General features: G+C 61.0%; 22 protein-coding genes and 1 pseudogene. 6 read left to right on the top strand and 17 right to left on the bottom strand.

Features of this window, described 5'->3' with window-relative positions:
- Nucleotides 1–240: 240 nt before the first annotated feature.
- Nucleotides 241–414, bottom strand: coding sequence for a hypothetical protein (locus ABR738_RS15675; protein ID WP_350230597.1), 174 nt, complete (start codon nt 412–414; stop codon nt 241–243).
- A 202-nt stretch (nt 415–616) separates the two neighbouring features.
- The gene (locus tag ABR738_RS15680; protein WP_350230598.1) at nt 617–1,393 is read right to left on the bottom strand and encodes a ParA family protein; all 777 of its coding nucleotides are present in this window, start codon (nt 1,391–1,393) and stop codon (nt 617–619) included.
- A gap of 362 nt (nt 1,394–1,755) precedes the next feature.
- On the opposite strand from ABR738_RS15680, the gene ABR738_RS15685 reads away from it, so the two are divergent.
- Nucleotides 1,756–1,968: a hypothetical protein gene (locus ABR738_RS15685; protein ID WP_350230599.1), complete on the top strand. Its 213-nt coding sequence runs from the start codon at nt 1,756–1,758 to the stop codon at nt 1,966–1,968.
- Nucleotides 1,969–1,984: 16 nt separating this feature from the next.
- On the opposite strand, the gene ABR738_RS15690 is transcribed toward ABR738_RS15685, so the two are convergent.
- A complete protein-coding gene (locus ABR738_RS15690) occupies nt 1,985–2,395 on the bottom strand; it encodes a type II toxin-antitoxin system death-on-curing family toxin (RefSeq protein WP_350230600.1) in 411 nt (136 codons plus the stop codon).
- 495 nt (nt 2,396–2,890) lie between these two features.
- Between ABR738_RS15690 and ABR738_RS15695 the strand changes: the two genes are divergently transcribed.
- Nucleotides 2,891–3,385: a hypothetical protein gene (locus ABR738_RS15695; RefSeq protein ID WP_350230601.1), complete on the top strand. Its 495-nt coding sequence runs from the start codon at nt 2,891–2,893 to the stop codon at nt 3,383–3,385.
- A 339-nt stretch (nt 3,386–3,724) separates the two neighbouring features.
- On the opposite strand, the gene ABR738_RS15700 is transcribed toward ABR738_RS15695, so the two are convergent.
- The 6 genes from ABR738_RS15700 to ABR738_RS15725 form a co-directional block, all read right to left on the bottom strand.
- Nucleotides 3,725–4,051, bottom strand: a complete 327-nt coding sequence (locus ABR738_RS15700; RefSeq protein WP_350230602.1) for a hypothetical protein — start codon at nt 4,049–4,051, stop codon at nt 3,725–3,727.
- Nucleotides 4,052–4,458: 407 nt separating this feature from the next.
- Entirely contained in the window at nt 4,459–5,139 is a 681-nt protein-coding gene (locus ABR738_RS15705; RefSeq protein ID WP_350230603.1) for a replication-relaxation family protein, read from the bottom strand.
- A 131-nt stretch (nt 5,140–5,270) separates the two neighbouring features.
- A complete protein-coding gene (locus ABR738_RS15710; RefSeq protein WP_350230604.1) occupies nt 5,271–7,559 on the bottom strand; it encodes a type IV secretory system conjugative DNA transfer family protein in 2,289 nt (762 codons plus the stop codon).
- 46 nt (nt 7,560–7,605) lie between these two features.
- Nucleotides 7,606–7,740 carry a hypothetical protein gene (locus ABR738_RS15715; protein WP_350230605.1) on the bottom strand — a complete coding sequence of 45 codons (135 nt, stop codon included), beginning with the start codon at nt 7,738–7,740 and terminating at the stop codon, nt 7,606–7,608.
- A 158-nt stretch (nt 7,741–7,898) separates the two neighbouring features.
- Nucleotides 7,899–8,123, bottom strand: coding sequence for a hypothetical protein (locus tag ABR738_RS15720; protein WP_350230606.1), 225 nt, complete (start codon nt 8,121–8,123; stop codon nt 7,899–7,901).
- Between the two features lie 248 nt (nt 8,124–8,371).
- Nucleotides 8,372–8,704 carry a hypothetical protein gene (locus tag ABR738_RS15725; RefSeq protein WP_350230607.1) on the bottom strand — a complete coding sequence of 111 codons (333 nt, stop codon included), beginning with the start codon at nt 8,702–8,704 and terminating at the stop codon, nt 8,372–8,374.
- Nucleotides 8,705–8,879: 175 nt separating this feature from the next.
- On the opposite strand from ABR738_RS15725, the gene ABR738_RS15730 reads away from it, so the two are divergent.
- Together ABR738_RS15730 and ABR738_RS15735 are read left to right on the top strand one after the other, a co-directional pair.
- A complete protein-coding gene (locus tag ABR738_RS15730) occupies nt 8,880–10,214 on the top strand; it encodes a hypothetical protein (protein ID WP_350230608.1) in 1,335 nt (444 codons plus the stop codon).
- A gap of 186 nt (nt 10,215–10,400) precedes the next feature.
- Complete coding sequence (locus ABR738_RS15735) at nt 10,401–10,574, top strand: hypothetical protein (RefSeq protein WP_350230609.1); 174 nt, start codon at nt 10,401–10,403, stop codon at nt 10,572–10,574.
- 122 nt (nt 10,575–10,696) lie between these two features.
- Here ABR738_RS15735 and ABR738_RS15740 read toward each other — a convergent pair whose 3' ends face one another.
- The 5 genes from ABR738_RS15740 to ABR738_RS15760 are packed head-to-tail and all read right to left on the bottom strand — an operon-like array spanning nt 10,697 to nt 12,516.
- Entirely contained in the window at nt 10,697–10,942 is a 246-nt protein-coding gene (locus ABR738_RS15740) for a DUF7848 domain-containing protein (protein WP_350230610.1), read from the bottom strand.
- A 35-nt stretch (nt 10,943–10,977) separates the two neighbouring features.
- Nucleotides 10,978–11,226 (bottom strand): DUF7848 domain-containing protein, encoded by a 249-nt coding sequence (locus tag ABR738_RS15745; protein WP_350230611.1) that lies wholly within the window; start codon nt 11,224–11,226, stop codon nt 10,978–10,980.
- A 57-nt stretch (nt 11,227–11,283) separates the two neighbouring features.
- On the bottom strand, nt 11,284–11,799 hold the full coding sequence (locus tag ABR738_RS15750) for an ATP-binding protein (protein WP_350230612.1): 516 nt from the start codon (nt 11,797–11,799) through the stop codon (nt 11,284–11,286).
- Between the two features lie 46 nt (nt 11,800–11,845).
- A complete protein-coding gene (locus tag ABR738_RS15755) occupies nt 11,846–12,196 on the bottom strand; it encodes a beta/alpha barrel domain-containing protein (protein WP_350230613.1) in 351 nt (116 codons plus the stop codon).
- A complete protein-coding gene (locus tag ABR738_RS15760; RefSeq protein ID WP_350230614.1) occupies nt 12,193–12,516 on the bottom strand; it encodes a recombinase family protein in 324 nt (107 codons plus the stop codon). Before ABR738_RS15760 ends, ABR738_RS15755 begins: the two co-directional genes overlap by 4 nt.
- 218 nt (nt 12,517–12,734) lie before the next feature.
- Here ABR738_RS15760 and ABR738_RS15765 point away from each other — a divergent pair, with 218 nt between their 5' ends.
- On the top strand, nt 12,735–13,901 hold the full coding sequence (locus ABR738_RS15765) for an NsdA family TPR-like regulatory protein (RefSeq protein ID WP_350230615.1): 1,167 nt from the start codon (nt 12,735–12,737) through the stop codon (nt 13,899–13,901).
- Nucleotides 13,902–13,913: 12 nt separating this feature from the next.
- The gene (locus ABR738_RS15770) at nt 13,914–14,642 is read left to right on the top strand and encodes a 5-formyltetrahydrofolate cyclo-ligase (protein ID WP_350230616.1); all 729 of its coding nucleotides are present in this window, start codon (nt 13,914–13,916) and stop codon (nt 14,640–14,642) included.
- A 106-nt stretch (nt 14,643–14,748) separates the two neighbouring features.
- On the opposite strand, the pseudogene ABR738_RS15775 reads toward ABR738_RS15770, so the two are convergent.
- The 3 genes and pseudogenes from ABR738_RS15775 to ABR738_RS15785 all read right to left on the bottom strand — a co-directional run.
- Nucleotides 14,749–15,045 (bottom strand): annotated as a pseudogene (locus tag ABR738_RS15775) (ATP-binding cassette domain-containing protein); the annotation flags it as partial.
- A gap of 55 nt (nt 15,046–15,100) precedes the next feature.
- Nucleotides 15,101–15,877 carry an ABC transporter permease gene (locus ABR738_RS15780; protein ID WP_350234592.1) on the bottom strand — a complete coding sequence of 259 codons (777 nt, stop codon included), beginning with the start codon at nt 15,875–15,877 and terminating at the stop codon, nt 15,101–15,103.
- Between the two features lie 109 nt (nt 15,878–15,986).
- Nucleotides 15,987–16,787: an ABC transporter permease gene (locus ABR738_RS15785; protein ID WP_350230617.1), complete on the bottom strand. Its 801-nt coding sequence runs from the start codon at nt 16,785–16,787 to the stop codon at nt 15,987–15,989.
- Nucleotides 16,788–16,905 lie beyond the last annotated feature (118 nt).

Genomic DNA, 16,905 nt, shown 5'->3' on the forward strand with positions numbered 1-16,905 from the left:
CGCTTGGCAATACAGTTGCGAAACCCGAGATCTATGATCTAACAACTTCGGTGCAGAACGCTAATTCGGCAATGAACAAGCCGATCTGTCTACAAGAATTCATTCAGCGCGGGCGCCCATAGCGCATAGCAATCTTCCAAAACACATGGTCTCGCAGGCATCCACCCCTGTTACGTTTGAACTAACGTCGTAAAAGGTAGATTGTGCGACGCATCATCGGCATGTTGAATGGGCTGCCTTCTACTTGCGTTTGTATTGCTTTCCGTAGTGCCGGGTGACGTACTCCTCTAGTGCGTCCTCGATAATGGCCCACGGTCGGCGTCCCTCAATGAACGCGAGGTCGCGCACGACTTGGGTGTGCCGAGACGGGTACATGACGAAGCCCCGGTTGGTCGGCTGTTCATCGGTGCTCACGGGGGTGAGGTAGATCGGCCGCTCTGTGGCTGCTGCCGCGGTGCCCTCTTGAGGCGCGGCTTCTACGGCCTGCGGCGCGGGCGCTGGTTGGCTCGCAGCTACGGTCGCCGCCGGCCTGGGCTTAGGTGACTCTGGATCAACCTGCGGGATGGCCGCCCGAGGTACGAACTTTGGCCGCTCGCTTGCCTGTTGCTTGAATTTGCTAGTCATTGCTTAGAATCTCCGCGACCCGCTTATACCCTTGTGCGGCTGGACTCTCGGGGTCATAGAGCACTACCGGTTGGTTCAGTTGTTCTGCTTCATCGACGGACGTTGACTCAACGATGAGCTGAGGGATCACGAGGCCGCTGTACGCCTCCCCTATCCCGTCGAGGACGGCCGAGGAAGCGTTCGTGCGCTTGACGCGCGTAATCAAGATGCCGCGAAGCCGCAGTGTTGGGTTGTAGCTCCCCACCGCACGCTCGTGAGCCTCGATGGTGCGGCTCAACCCTTCTTGGCTGTACGCACTGGCCGCCGCTGGGATCACCAGCTCGTCCGCTGCGGCGAGAGCGTTGATGGTCATGTAGTTCAGCGACGGTGGTGTGTCGAGGATGATGAAGTCATACCGGTCATCCAGGGCCGAGAGGATCGTTCGCAGGGCCTCGATCGGATCAGGGGCCGTTGGGTCAGCACGTTGAAAGGCCATGCCTGTCTCTGTGCGGGCAAGGTTTGGATGCCCGGCAATCAGATGCAGCCCCTCTATCGCCGTGGTGAGCACGGCCGAGGACGGGTCAACCTCCGGGCTCGTGAACAGATCGTTCAACGTGACCGTTAAGTCAGCGGGATCTATCCCCAGTCCCTTGGTGGCGTTGGCCTGCTCGTCAAGGTCTACGAGAAGCGTTGCGTGTCCGGCCAGAGCCAAGGCCGCCGCGATGTTCTTAGCGGTGGTGGTCTTCCCTACTCCACCTTTGTGGATGGCTATTGCTATCTTCTTGGCCATTATTCATTTGTTCTCCTATTCAATTACGTTAACACGAGATAGTGCATCAACGCAATTACGCACGCTTCAATACATGCATTCTCTAGAACTCTAGAGTTTGAGAGCTCTAGAGCAATTAAACTCTTGAATTCTAGAGCATTGTTGCGTTAGAATGAAAGAGTAAGAGGAATAACGCAATGCAAAAGAACACAGCAATCATCGCACCAGAATTCGTTGGCCAGCTCTCTAAAGCCTTTGTGATCGAGAGGCTAGGCATAAATCCCAAACATCATCAGCTCACAGCAGACGCAGCCTGGATACGGCTCGCGTCACGTCTGATGAGAACGACCCCGTTAAAGCCAACCAAGAGAAGGAGATAACCAATGACACAACCAACACCACCGATTGACCACAAGACCACAAGTAGGGAAGTGGACAACGCCACAAAACCACTAGTGGTCAAGTACACCACCCACCTTCCGAAGGAGATGATTAAGTGGGTTAAGCGAGAAGCCCTTGAGCGCGACCTTAAAGACTACGAGATTATGCAGCAGGCATTGAGGGAGTTTCAGTTCAAAGACGCGCTGACGCGGTAGGGCGCCGGCCGCGGTTCTACCATTCACTGAGGTGTCGTTTGAACGTGTCCTTCAACGCCGCGATGACGGCATCCTTGTCTTTGGCGTCACTGTTGGCCACATCGCAAGCGAGGTCGTATAGCTCATCTTGAGGTATGTCGAGCCATCGGCCGTTCTGCTGAATCAAGAGAGAGGCGAGCACGACCGCCATGCGCTTGTTGCCGTTAGCGAAAGGGTGGTTCTTAATGACCAGGTAGAAGAGGACGGCTGCTCGATGGGGAAGCGTCCAGTAGATATACCGTCCGTTGAAGTGGGCGAAAGGGTGCTCTAGGCAGCTCTCAAGCCTGCCAGGAGTGCGGACATCAAAGTCCATCGGTTCATCGTAATCGAGAAGTTCTTTGACTCGCAGGGCTGCGTATCTGGCCTCCGCTACGGTCAGCTTCTTCATGTAAGAGCGAGGCGCGTTAGCGTCTTGCGGTAGCGCTTAACCGTCCGCTTCACAGCACGATCAATCTCGGCCTTCTGGCGAGGAGTCAGGGTTTCAGCGACGGGTACGTTATTCTGCATATCTTCGATTATAAAACAGGGTCGCCTATTTGAATAGGGGTGACATGTGAAATCGTTGCTTTTTTCACGCGCGCACTTTATACTTAAAACCAAGTCATCTACTCGTTCATCTAAGCACCGAATGGGTGGTGGCTATCGACTTTGGGGGTATTATTCATATCCATGGTAGAAAACCGCAGGAAAAGTATTGCATTTACTGTTGGTATTGTTTATTATGGTAGTAGCTTAGATGAATGAGTAGGCAAGGCCCCCAAGTGGGGCCTTTTCTAATTGTCCTCACACTTTGGTTGAGTTGAGCCTGAACAACTAACTTATTCATCCCCACAAGAGGGGTGGCTTTGTTGCGCCCAAGCATCAAAGCTGGAGGAACACCAACATGCAAGCAATCGGATCAACGTTAGCGGAGCGGCAGTTCTATAGAAGAAACGAAGGCAAAAACGCCCTTTCTTCTATAGAAGAGGGAGAGATCCCGCAGGTTGTAGATGAACTGATCGACAATAAGATGTACCGCAACAAGTTCAAAGCGCTCATCCGTCGAGGACACTTACAAGACCTACTCGACCTTGTCGAGGTGGCCCACACCAAGGAAAAGCCGTCGCGTTGGTTCGCCAGCGTCACCGCTAAGAAGTGCTGGGAACGTACCCTCGACTTCCTTGCCAAAATGCGCGAGGTTCAACGCGTTGTCCAAGAGGTCAGGAAACGAATCACCGTGCCCGCTAAGAGCGTTGGTGCTGTCTTCAAAGCTGCGTGGCGTCACAGGCAAGGTGCCGTGCGTTTCGCTGTAACGGCGGCCGAGACAGGTAAGACACATCCGTTCGGGCTGTTCTGCACGTTAGCTTTGAAGAACCAGACCAGTGCAACGCTTGGCTAGGACGTAGAACGCGTTGAGAGACGCTGTGAGCGTCGATGGCAGGGAAGATGACACTTGATGTGTCTGACCAAAAATTCCCCTTACAGGCCCTCTGAGCGCCCCAGGATTCAGCGAATCTTCTGCATGGGGCTACGGCGATGAACCACGGCTTCTAACTTTCCGTCGGCGCGGCCTCTAGGTCGGCCGAATCTACCGTCGTTTTGAGCGTCGGTTAACTCTCTCGAATCTCCCGCCCACCGCGGGCTCTTTGTGGTGCCCTCGATCTACCGTGCCCCGCGGCCGTACGTTGATCCGATCGTTCCACCCGCAGCCGGCCACGACCGCTAGAACGCGTTGGCCTTAGTCCGGCTTTCGTGCCGCCAAAGCCCTGACAACCTTACGTCGTCCACTGATCCACTCAACGAGCCGTTCCATCAGGTCGTTCTCATCGAGTATCTCGCCACTACTGATGTCATCGAGGAACGCGGCGACCACACGCTGAAAGAGCTGTAGTTCTTCGAGGCGAGCCGAGACGACAAGTTGCGCGGTTTCATCGTGCGGCAAATAGTTGGCATCGACGTGTTCGGACGTCTCTCTCACAATGCGCCGTAGAACAACCGGATCAATGGAACCTGCTACCTCGACAAGAAGGCGCTTGATTCCTGCATGAGCCTGCGGTACGTCCATCGTGTGTCCGTTCCCTCCGAGTGAGCGGCCTTTCTCGATGGAGCATAATTCCAGCCGACTGATATTGCCAGGCTCAGCGAATTTCGGCAGGTGACGACACAGCCGCTAAGTGGTGACGTTCTAAAGCCAGGTCGTCATAGCAAGGTAGACGGTAAATCCCCCGCCTAAGATGACGGCGAGAACGAAGTCTTCTACCGGACGAGTACGGGCCGGTACACGGCGAACCTGAACACCACCCCGGCGCGCGGGTTTCTGCGATCCCCATACGAGGGCTGCGATAAGGGGTTGTTTGCGTGTGCGTCGAGCCATGGCGTTGGTCTCCTGTGTTACTACTTCTATTATAAAGAATCCACCCCTGTTGATCAATGTCTTTCACCCCTGTTAGCAGTGTAGAAAGAACAACGCCTCTAAAGCTGCATGAGAGCCGGTATCAGCTCACCGAGGAGAAAGACGCGAACCATCTCGCGTTGCTCCTCCGGTAGCTTGCGGATGATGCGTCCGATCTCCGCCTTTCGGGCCTCGTGCTTCACCACGAAGACCACGTAAGGGAAGTCGTCAGCCTCGCTCAGCTCGGCCGCCCGCCAATACGCTTGGATTTTCTCGCGGATACGGATGGGCGCTTCCGTACTGAGGTCGATCTCAAGAAAGTATGCGCCGCTTCGCGCTTGGTGTGGAAAGTCGGCAGCTACGAACAGGTCGGAGCGAACACCAGGAGGAACCGGGAGTTCTATCTCCCAGCGCTTCAGCGCGAGGACACCTGCCCTTTCGGCCCGCCGAATCTCAAGGTAGGTGTCGGCAATCATCAGGGCATGATTGTTGACGTTGGGCGACAACCGTCCTTCGACGCCGAGGAGTACCCGACCGTACCGACCAAGTTGATAGGTGTAAGCGCCGGAGCCGCCTTTATCACCTGTCGCACGTCTTCCAACTCGTGACAAGTAATGCAGACGCACCAAGCGGCCGAGAACAACGTCAGGGATGCTGTGGGATCTATCGAAGAAGACCAGTTCTTTCAAGTGTGTGGATGATAGCTGGGTGAATGTGTGGACGAGTGTCAGGATATTGAAGTCTCGGGTAGTAAGTTCCATGTGTGTGCTCCGTAGATAGTCATGCGCTGATAGGTGGGGGCGTACCCCCTGGTCAGGGGGTACGCGGGTACAGGGATGCGCCTGGGGCTGACCTGGGCCTAGCCTGGGGTGCACCCCTGTACCAGGAAGGGTCACGGGTTCCAACTCCCGCCACCGAAGCGGCGTTTCGTAGAACGCTTGGCTTTCACCTTCGCGCCGCGTCGTTGAGCGATCTCCCGTTCAACGTCGGCGATCGGTCGTCCGTACTTCTTCTGTGAAAGCTGCCGCACCTTGTCGGCAAGCCCTGTCGTTCCAACCGGCGGCAACGTGACGGCCGTTGCGGGCGGACTTACGCCCGCCCTTGTGGCGAGTCGCATAATGACCTCGAACCGTCCGAGGTTCATGAAGTCATCATCACTGACGTTACGGCCGAACTGCCGTGCAAAGTGCTTGGCTTCATCCGCCGAGGTCTGAAAGACCACCGTTGAACGGGCGTTCGTCGAGGTCGCTTCCTGCAACTCCTTAGAGAGCTGTCCGATGTGCTGGTGGGCAACAGTCATCGCTAGTCCCAGACTGCGCGCCTGCGCGAACATATCGGCCGGAGCAATCGGCAAGTTGAGGAAGTCTTGAAACTCATCGAGGTAGAGCATCGTCGGGTTGTTTGGGTTGGCTGCACCACCCTGAACGGCACTCCATACATAGTTCAAGATGAGGCTGCCGAGTAGCCCGGCCGTCTCCTTTCCTTCTGTTGCACGGCCGAGGTTGACGAGAAGAATTTTGTTTCCTCGGATCACCTCGCGCATGTCGATGGTGCTTTGGCTCTGCCCGATGATGTTGCGCAGCGACCGCCGAGAAGTGAGCTGCCACGTCCTGTCAGTGAGCGGCTTGAAGTAGTTCTCTCGTTGCTGCCGGGGCATGCGCTGGATGTCCTGCCACCAACCGGCCAGCTCCTCAAGGTGTGAAACGCCAGCAATCAGGTTGCTGGCGAACTCTTCTTGATCTGTTCTCGGCACGCTGAGCGCCCCGATATCCGCGAAGGTCATCGGTCGCTCTGCATTCGTGCTCATCAACAGCGTCAGGATCAGGTGATAGAACCCTTGCCGTACGCGCACGCCCCGAGCGTCCTGCGGATACAGGTGGTCGAAGAGACGTTGAATCTCCGAGGCCACGGCGTACGGGTTTCCCTGCAACAGGTTGAAGCCCACCGGATAAGCCGTGTCGGTCACGTCCAGGAGCACGACGTCTTGAAGCCGACGTTCTGGCACCCTGGCAAGCGCCTCGTTGAACAGGTCGCCTTTACTCTCGATCAGGATGACCCCGCGGCCGGCCTCCATGTCCTGAGTCATCAAGTTGTTCAGTAGAACCGTCTTACCTGAACCCGTCGGGCCGACGACTTGAAGGTGCTGAGCAGACTCGACAGGGCTCAAGGCAAGAGCGCGCTCACCTCCGGGGAAGTTGGACTCTCCGATGACGCGGCCCTTATTAGGGATCGCTGCCGTTGCCGGAAGGTGCCGTGTCCTTGCGCGCGGGAGCCGCGAAAGATGGGGCGTCCCGATGGGCCAGGCAATCAAACTCCCCAGCTCACTTGCCGCAAGTTTGGCGGGATAGACCGTGAGAGGGCTGGCAAGGGCGACGCGCTTTAGGATGCCGCTCTCGCGTCCGAGACGCCGACGGAATCCGTTGTACGGGGTCCTGACGCTCATAAGCGTGTGGTTGATCGGTGCGAGCAAGCTCGCCGCGTGCTGCTTGTTGAAGCCCTTGGCCGCGATGCGAAGAACCCCGACGAAGTTGGGTTCACTCAACTTGGTTCGCCGGTCGGTGATTTCGTCTCGCTCAGCAGAACGTGATCCAGAAAGGAGCTGCCCGGCCACGCTGAAATGACTACTTACATGCTCGCGTCCCTGCGCGGGTAGTTGCTCCCGCAGGGCAGGCGACACCACCCACTGATACACCATCTCTTCACCCCGGCCGAGGTTGTCCATTGCCGTGAGGATGCTTGTCGAGATGGTTTCCGCGTTCTGAGTATCAAGCGTGCGCTCTGGATGGGTATTGCCAAGCTCTACGGCCGCCATCCACTGATGTTCCGGTTCATCCGTCTCAGGGGTCGCCGTCATGCCCGGTACGAGCGAGCGGAGTTGCGGAACAATGAATCGCTCTTGGTGGCGCGGTACTCGTATGCGGTGGCTGATCTCCCGATCATTCGCTCGCACCTCGAAGACCACTGAAGGCAGACCAATCAACCGGCGGGGGCCGGTGTGGAGAGTGCCACTTACTCGTTTGATCCACTCGATGACCTGAGCGGCCGTAAGGTCGGCCGGGAAGGTGAGGCGGTACGTCACTCGTTCATCGGTCTGCGACTGCATACTTCTGAGTCCCATCAAGAAGGCGCCGATTAAAAGCGCCAGTCCACCTGACGTGATGACGGATATTGCGAGACTCATGCTGATCTATTTTCTCATACCAACATGAGTATGTGGTGTGTAACTTTTACCACCGCGTCATGCGGAAGTAGATGTACCCCAGTGCCATGACGATTGCGAGCATGCCGATGAGGTAGGGAATGAACGGCTCAACCGCCCACCACAGCACCCGAATCGTCAGGGCAGCGAGTAGCAACGTCACGAGCAAGCTCCGGGCTTTCTTCACGGTCACCTCCCGAGGGATGAAGCCGCCGACCTAACTTCGTGGCCGGCGGGGAGTTGGAAGGGGACGTATCAACGACACGTCCCCTTCCAGGTTGGTGGGGTGGCGATGGCCGAAGCTGCCTTCCCCGAAGAGCGCTACTTCTTGAGCGGCCCGCCCGCGAACCAGCCGGACATCAGCCACCAGGTCATGCCGTGCCGGTGAGTCCGCAGCAACACCGAGGGGTCGTTTCGCCGCTGGCGCCGGTTGATAGGTGACCGCCACCCATGACGGCGGTCGAGCTGCCAATGAAGCGAGGACTTCTCGGCCTGGGCGCCGAAGGCGTAGAACAGACCGTTCTTCTCCGTGGACTGCTGCTTCATGAGTGCCAATCCCTTCGGTCACGCCGGGAGGAAGTCGGGTTGTGGTGGTCACGGACAACCGATCGCATCTGTCGCATGGCGTCGTTCTTGCGCTGCCGACGCAGCGCATACATGTCCATCTCGCTGAGTCCCTGCGGCTGTCTCGGCGTGCGCCGCTTCTCCCTGCGCGACGGGGTACAGAGAGCCCGTACACACAGGAAGAGGACGACAAGCGAGATGAGCAGCCCGGCTTGGTTGACCCCGTCCATCTAGAAGCCCCGGCCCCGGCCGAAGTCCCGAATGTCCCGCGCGGTGGTGCGGGCGTACTCCTGGACGATCGGAATAAGCAGGGTCGCAAGGAACTGGTCGGTACCCGCCAGCTCTTCGGCCAACTTGCCCACGTCGGTCACGTCCTGCATGGCGTCCTCGGTCAGCCGCTTGCGCAGCATGGCCTTCACTTCTTCGTGCTTGCCGCTGGCCGCGAGCTGGAACAGCTCGATGTCCGCCCGTTCTACGGCTGCCCGCTGCCGCCTGGTCGGTCGGGCCACCTCACCCCGTCCACCTCGGTCGCTGCCACCAAAGAGCGAGAGTTCGCCACCCATGGTCGTTGCCTCCTTCTTGTTTGAGCGGGCCTCGTTGGCCTGCTCCTTCAAGGTGCGGCGGTGAGGACATCCCAGTACATGTCACTGACGTATCAGCCCAGGTTGGAACGCTGCTGGCACGTAGGTGGGATGGGATACTTGGCACTCGGTGGATCAGCGGGTGAGGAGGCATCACGTGGACGACGTGGAGCGGCTGGTCGCAGCCTTCAAAGAGATGCGCGTCAAAGAGGGTGTCACCACTGCCAAGCTCCGCGAACGTCCGTGGATGCTCGACCTCCTACAGACACCCGGCAACCCGACAGCAGCTCTCAAGCGGTTGGACGAGTTCATTAACCTCATGGGCGATACCCCGAAGGCCAGAGCCGTTCGGAACGCCTTGAACATCGAGCTGGAGTGGCACGGTGAGCTTGAAGAGCGCCGCAACTGGGCCAGAGGTCTCGACCGCCCAAAGAACGAGCGCTTCCTTGAGGTAGGTCGCAGCACCCATATCCGTCTTGAAGAAGACAGGGGCGGGTTCGGAGATCTGGCGCACCTCATCGTCGAAGCGACGACACCAGCCGACCCCTTCCAGAGCGCCGGGCCCGTCGTTCTGGACGACCCCGATCTAGATGCGCCCGTGGAAGCGGATGAACCGGACGACCAATCCTCCCCGCCGGCTGGCCCCGAGAACGCGGGCTTCATCCAGGCCGTCCGCGGTGTCGTTGGTCAGTGGTCGCTTCCGACCGACCGCGAGCAGCTTGGTCAGCTCGCCCTAGTGGGCACGGCTGGTGTCGGGCTTGTCATCGCCATCACCCTGATTCTTACGGGCGTGATTCCGCTGGGTTCAGAGGCACACCACGGCCCCGACAAGGTCGAGAGCGCCACCGTTCCAACCGGCGTGACTGTCCGCAGTGCGGCAGCCCCGAAGATTGACAACGGCCAAGGGTGGGGGCCGGAGCGAAAGACGTTCACCATGCAGCACCCGTCGTCGTATCCGGTGTTCAACTCAATCACCGACCAACCCGGGCACGGGGATGAACGAAACTTCGTGCAGTGCAAGGACACCGCGAAGGACGCCCAGGGCTGGGACGACGAGATGGTCGCTAAGGATGGCCACACCTACGAGTGCATGGCCCTGGTGGTGAACGACATCGCCCCCAACCTGGATTCCATCGCTTCACCCAACGTCGGCGGGAACGTAGCTGCCAAGCTCCAAGGGGCACGGCTGCGCATCTGGTTTCCGGATGACTCCAAGCTGAACCCCGGGCTTACGGGCATCCTGTCGGCCAACAACGCCGAACAGGTCTGGGACTCCTGTAATTTCGTCGCGGCCCGGCCGGTGAGCCTGCGCTACGTTCTCGGCTCCGCCCGGATGCGCACCAACAACACCCCGACCGAAGGCGTGCCCCTGCCCGGTGCCGAAGACGCCCCGATCCACGATAAGGGCGTGCTCCTGGGGGACAACGGTGACGGCCTGATCGGGCAGAACGGCGGATACGTAAGCTTCAAGATAACGGCAACACTCGGGTAAATCACCTTCTCTCTTACAGGGGTGGCATTCCAGTAGGTATTGATCTTTTAAGTGAATTGTGTTATAAATAGAAGCAATCGTATTCAAGCGATAGCACCCGTGTCTCAACTCTTCTGGTGCAGCACCCCGCCCACTTAACCGGCTGGTGGCGTGCCGCACCCGAATCGAGCCAAAGAGGCACACCACATGTCGAAGAATCGGCGTTTCACCCCTCGCTTCATCAGCAACACCCTCGACTACCTGGCTTACCGCCGCTTCCTGAAGGTCCTCGACAGGATCGACCCGCTGACGGCTCGTCGTCTTCAGTTCGCCATGGACAACGGTCTCACCGTTCAAGCGGTGATCGACCTGGAGGGCTGACCCCGTCCTCTCCGACACTCACCACCCCGCACCCGCAACGAAGAACACCCCGCGTCCGTTGTGGACGCGGGGTGTTCTTCGTTTTCGGGCCTGGCCGGTAGGTGCGATCCATCAACCCGGCATTACTGCCATTCTCCCGGCTCCGCCGTGACGTAGTCGGCAACCGTTCGCCGGTAGCGCTGGTGGCCCGTGTCCCGTGTGTGCTCCGCGATCCACTGAGCAACCTTGGCCGTTTCGTCTTTCTCCCCGGACTGCGCGCCGCAATCGGCCTCGTCACCGGAGACACACTCTGCGGCGTAGGTTGTCTCGCCAACGGGGTCGGGCTGGATTTCGTAGTTCTGGAATCGGAACCTTCGCGTAATGCCCATCTTTACTCCTGCGCTGCTGGGGTGGGTGGAGGCACCTACTTTCGCTTAGTGGTGCGCTTCACCGCCCAGAAGGTGTCAGTCGTCAGCCGGTACCGTTCGTGGCCCGGATTCTCTTTGGTGTGCTTCACCGTCCAGACCTCGACGGGCAACCGAACGTCATCGACCACATTGGAAGTGGCCGAACACTCGCGGCACTCCGCCATGAATATTTCCTTCGGGTCTTCCTCGCTGCTGTCAGCGCGGAGCACCAGGCCACCAGATCGGTAGATCACTTCATCGGCCATTGCCGGACTTCTCGATTCGTTGTCGCTACGGGTAGATGCGGAGAACTCAGGGGGTCGCTACAGGCGTTGAAGGGCGACGATCAGACGTCGCAGGAGGTACGCATCAGGTGGCGGACGTTCATCCGCCTCCGCCGGCGTGCCCGTAGAAGGGGACGACTTACGGCGGCGGGGCAGGCCCTTGGCGGTGACGGGGTGTACCGGTAGTTCGGCCCACACCACCTTGCCCCCGCGGGACGGGTAGGTACCCCACCGCTTAGAGAGCGCGTCGATCAAGGTGAGGCCGCGCCCGTTTTCGTCGTCGTCTGTCGCTTCGGTAGGTACGGGCTCCTTCGGCTCGCAGTCCCATACCTCGATGACGATGGACGATTCGAGGCCGACCAGGCGCACGTTGATGAGCTTGAGCTTCGACAGCTCGCCCCATGTGGGGTTGGGCTCGGTCACCCCGGTTGCCTTCACGGCGTTGGTCACCAGCTCGGAGACGATGAGGAGCGCATCATCTAGAACGCGACCCGCGCCCCACTTGGTCAGCGTTATTTTCGTGAAGACGCGCGACGAGTTGACGGCCGTGAGCACTGCGGCGAAGTTGAGCTGATCCGTAAACCGGGGATGAGACATGGCGCTACCCGTCTTGTGAGGTCTTCTCCGAATGGTGTTCGTTGAGCGCGTGCACGGTGGTGTCGAGCGTGAATAAGAGGCGTTCGACCATCCCGCCTTGCATAATCTCGTGAGGCGAAAAGTGACGCAGCGACGGCACGATCACGTCGTGCACCCCGGCTTGTTCGAGTTCCTTGCACATGTCGCAGAACTCTTCAATCGAGCCGTTCACGACTTCCTGATACATCGTGACGAGTTGGAAGCCCAGTTCCTCGGCAAACTCCTTCATGCGATGTTCCATAGCGAAGACCTGTTGCTCGGTCACATCACAGAAGATCCGCATGTACCCATAAGCCAGGGGCTTCAAGGTGTTCATCGCTGTTGCCCTTGAACCACCCAGAGACGTGCACCGGTCTCTTGCTCGATGTGTTCGCGCATGGCGTTCTGGAGTCCGGGCAGCCGCGCGAAGTGCCAAAGAGACGGGACAATGACGTTCTTTACGTCCGTGCGCCTGATCGCGTCGAGCATCGCTTGAAACGCGGATTCATTCGCGCTGATGTGCTCGGTGAATACCTGGTCGAGGGTGAAACCCTCGCGTTCGGCGTACGTTGCCAACTGCCGCCTTACGCGCTCGCTTTCATCGCCTTCCACGTCCGTCGCGGTCAAGCGCATGTAGCCGTAAATCACAGGTCGCATCCGTCCTCCTGGGGCCGAGAGACCGGATCGGCAGTGGGCTCGTATGTCCGGCACCGCCGATCCGGCGCTCATCCAGAGAAGCCGTCTGACCTGCGAAAACCCACAGCAGAAGAGGCGCACGCCTGCCGCATAGTTGCCGCATTACCCCAACTGGCCTGCACAGATGGCAACTCGGTGGCTAGGCTGGGAGTTCGCGCCTACCCCCGGAGGGATGAGCGATGGCGGCGAAGCGGGTACGGCTCGCCCAGCGTCGAAAGGCAATGGGCTTTAGCCAAGAGAAACTTGCCGAACATCTCGGCGTCGAGCGCTCCACTGTTGGCCGTTGGGAGAGTGCTGACACGGAGCCTCAACCGTGGCACCGGCCGAAGTTAGCTCGCGCGCTTCAAGTTTCAGACGACGAGTTGCAAGCACTCCTCGATGACGTGACCGTCATTCAGGCGCAACCGAGCGAACGCATGAACTACGTGCTTCAAAATCCTGGCTCGGCCGACATGGTCGCCGTCGCCTACCTTCATGAGCGACTGCGGCAGCTTGACGAGTCTTACGACCACACGTCCTCGACGGCGATCTTGGGGCCAGCGGGACAGGTTCACGGGCAGGTGAAGTTCCTTCGAGAGAACGCCACCAACCCGCGCGTACGTCGCGCGCTTTACGAGGTCGAGGCCGACTCGGCAACGCTCATGAGTCAACTCGTATGGGACGTCAGCCAAAGACGCGACCACCAAGCCCCGCTGACGTACCTCGATGAAGCCGTGGATGCCGCTCGGCATGTCCGTGACCCTTCGGTGGAGTCCTACGCCGTGCTTCGCAAGAGCTTCATCGCGCTGTACGGAGAGAAGGACGCGACCAAGGGTCGGCACCTTGCCCAGCAGGCGGCCGAGGTGGCCCAGGTCGCCAGTCCATCACTGACGGGCCTCTCTCTGCTTCACGTCGCGGAGGGGTACGCCATGACCGGCGGGCTCAAGGAGTGCGAAGACGCTCTTAAGAAGGCCGAGACCCAGTTCGATCGGGTGAACAGTGACGACGTGTCCGCTCAGTACTACACGATCAACGAGTTCAACCGGCTGGCTGGCTCCTGTTACTTGTTCCTCGGCCTACCTGAGCGAGCGGAGCCGATCCTTCGTATGACCACCCGTGCGCTGGCCGCCAAGAAGAAGAGCCAGGCCATCGCGCTCGGCAACCTGACGCTTGCGTTCATCCGTCAAGGGAAGCTGGATGAAGCAGCGGACACCATGCACCGCACCATTGATGCGGTGGAGCTGACGCGCGGCGGCGGCGGCCTTAACCTGGCGTTCTCGGCGGGGCGTGAGCTGCGGCCGTGGCGCGGCGAAACGTGGGCGCAGGACATCAACGACCGGCTGCTTGCCTTGATGGCAGCGATCTAGAACGGGTACGACGTGACCGACATCGACCAGGCTAAGCAGGCGGTACGCGAGAAGGCATGGCGTCGCCTCATCGACGGCGGCGGCGCTCCGGAGGACTCTTACGGGAAGATTCCTGGCTTCTACGGAAGCGACCGGACGGCGGAGCGACTGGCCGAACTGGACGTGTGGCAGCAAGCCACAACCATCAAGGCCAACCCGGATTGGGCACAGCTTCCCGTACGCGTGCGTGCCCTGGAAGACGGCAAGTTTCTCTACGTCGCCGTGCCGAGGATGGCCAGCCTCGAACCGTTCCTTGCTCTCGACCCCGAAGCGCTGACGGTCTCGCCGCAGGAAGCGGCGCAGAAGAAGGGCGCGGCCCAGTACGGCCGCCGGCTTGGGGTTGAGTCCATGCGACCTATCGACGTCGTGGTGTGCGGCAGTGTCGCCGTGAACCGGTCGGGGGCACGCATCGGCAAGGGTGCCGGGTATTCCGACCTTGAGGTTGCCCTGTTGATCGAGGCGGGCCTCGTGACCGACGACACCGTGATCGTTGCCCCGGTTCATGCGCTGCAAGTGGTCGAGGATGACATCCCCGAGACGGAGCATGATTTCAGCGTCGATTACATCGTCACCCCCGACGAGGTGATCCGCTGCGATTCACCGCGCAGGCCGCGCGGCATTGTCTGGGACGACCTAACGCCCGACAAGATTGCCGCTATCCCCGTACTGGCAGCGCAGCACGCGCGACAGGGTCAGCCGTAGGGGCGGAAACGGCCGCTGAGCTGCGGTTTCGTCCTCTCGGGCCAAGCCTGCCGACAGGGGCCTACCGGCCGATACACTGGACTTGTCCAGCACATCGTTTCCGGTAGCGCTGCCCGAAGACCACGCCGATCCGGCGAGCCAGCGCGGTCCGCTCACGGGACGGGTCGAGGCCCGCCACGCGCAGCCTTCCGGCGCTCGGGGTCAAGATGCCCGTCAGCATCTTGATGGTGGTGGACTTGCCGGCGCCGTTGGGCCCGATGTAGCCCACCATCTCGCCGCGCGGCACCCGGAAACTGATCCCGTCGACGGCCCTGACCTGCCGCTTCTCGCGGCGCAGCCGGCCCGTCCTGCGCCGTACGTCGAAGACCTTCTCCACGTCGTCGAGTTCGATGAGGTCGTCCACTGGTCAACTCCCTTCCGTGCTGGCTCCGTTGGTGTGTTCTTGGCGGCTGGTCCGCTCAGCTGCCCGTGCTGCGGTAGGCCCGTACGCCGACCCGCCAGGCGAGCCCGGACAGGGCCACGCACGCGGCGGCCACCAGCGGCGGGGTGAACGCCAGCCAGTGCGGCAGGTCCAGCGGGTAGGGGCGGCCAAGGACATACAGGGCGGGCAGCCAGTTCACGAAGGCCAGCGGCAGGATGAAGGTCACGCCCCGCACCATGTCCTTGGCGAACACCGTCGGCGGGTATTGCAGCAGCGTCTGGCCGCCGTAAGTGAACGCGCTCTGCACCTCCGCCGCGTCCTGCGCCCAGAACTGGAAGGCCGCGCCCGCCACGAACACCGCACAGAAGATCGCCGTGCCGCTCCCCAGCATCACCGGCACCAGGAGCACCTTGAGCACCGTCCAGTGCACGTCGAGAGCCACCAGGGCGCCCGCCAGGACCAGGATGCCCTGGAGCAGCCGGCCCAGGCGCTGGAGCCCGAACCGGTCGGCGGCGACCTGCGCGAGCACCGGCACCGGGCGGACGAGGAGCGTGTCGAGCGTGCCGTCGCGGATGCGCGCGCCGAGCTTGTCGATCGAGCCGACCACCGCGTTGGCGAGGCCGAACGCCGTCGTCGACGTCCCGTACAGGAAGGCCACTTCGGCGAACGAGTAGCCGCCGAGCGAGCGGACCTGCGAGAACATCAGGGCGATCACGACGAAGTCGAACGCCGTCACCAGGAAGTTGCCGACCAGCATCATCGCGAACGAGGCCCGGTAGGCCAGGGTCGAGCGGATCCACATCCCGGCGATCATGCGGTACGCGCCGAACGCGCCCGGCGCCGACCGTCCGCCCGCACTCCGGCCGCCGGACCCGGACCCGGGCCCGGCGCCCTCGTCGGCCCGCGCCGCCGTCCCGCGTACGTCAGCCACCCTGCACCACCACCCTTCGTACCGCCGCGTTCTGGAGCAGCCGGCCCGCGCCGAGCAGGGCCGCCGTCCAGCCGAGCTGGAAGCCGTACGCGCCCAGCAGGCCCACGCCCCGGTGGCGGCCCATCAGGACGTCCGCAGGGATCTGCAACAGCGCGGACCACGGCAGCGCCCGGGCCACCTCGCCGAGCAGGCCGGGGAAGGCGTTGAGCGGCAACAGCATGCCGGAGAAGAACAGCCCCGCGATGGACACGAGCGAGGTGACGCCCGCGCCGTCGAGCAGCCAGAACGCCGTGAGCGCCACCAGGAAGCGCAGCGCGAAGCTCACCACCACGGCGAACAGGACCGCCAGGAGGAACGCGAGCCAGGTCACCGGGTCGCCGGGCAGCGCGAGGTCGAAGACGAGCGCGCCGAAGGCGAGCGGGATCACCCCGCGCCCCAGGAAGTGGAAGAGCGCCCGGCCCATGTCCGCCGCGAGCCACCACATCTGGAGATCCGCCGGGCGGTAGAGGTCGATGGCGATGTCACCCGTACGGATGCGTTCCACCAGCTCGTCCGCGAAGCCTCCGCCGAACAGGTTGACCGTCATCAGCAGGGCCTGGCTGACCCACACGAAGGTCAGGGCCTGCGACTGGTCGTAACCGCCGAGGTGGGGGCGCTGCTCCCACAGGGCTATATAGGTGTAGGCCACGATGACGCCGAACACCGTGTTGGTGAACACCCCTGCCGCGGTGGCCACCCGGTAGGTCGTATACCGCCGGAACCCGCCAAGGGCCACCGCCCCGTACAGCCGCACGAACGCCGCCCTCCCTCCATCGGCACCAAAGCGCAGGAGCCTAGCCCAGCGCTTTGGCCCTTCGCGACGGAATTTCCACCGCCCGGCATGCAAGATGTCTACACAGCCCAAAACCGCC

The sequence above is a fragment of the Streptomyces sp. Edi4 genome (assembly GCF_040253615.1).
GTDB lineage: Bacteria > Actinomycetota > Actinomycetes > Streptomycetales > Streptomycetaceae > Streptomyces.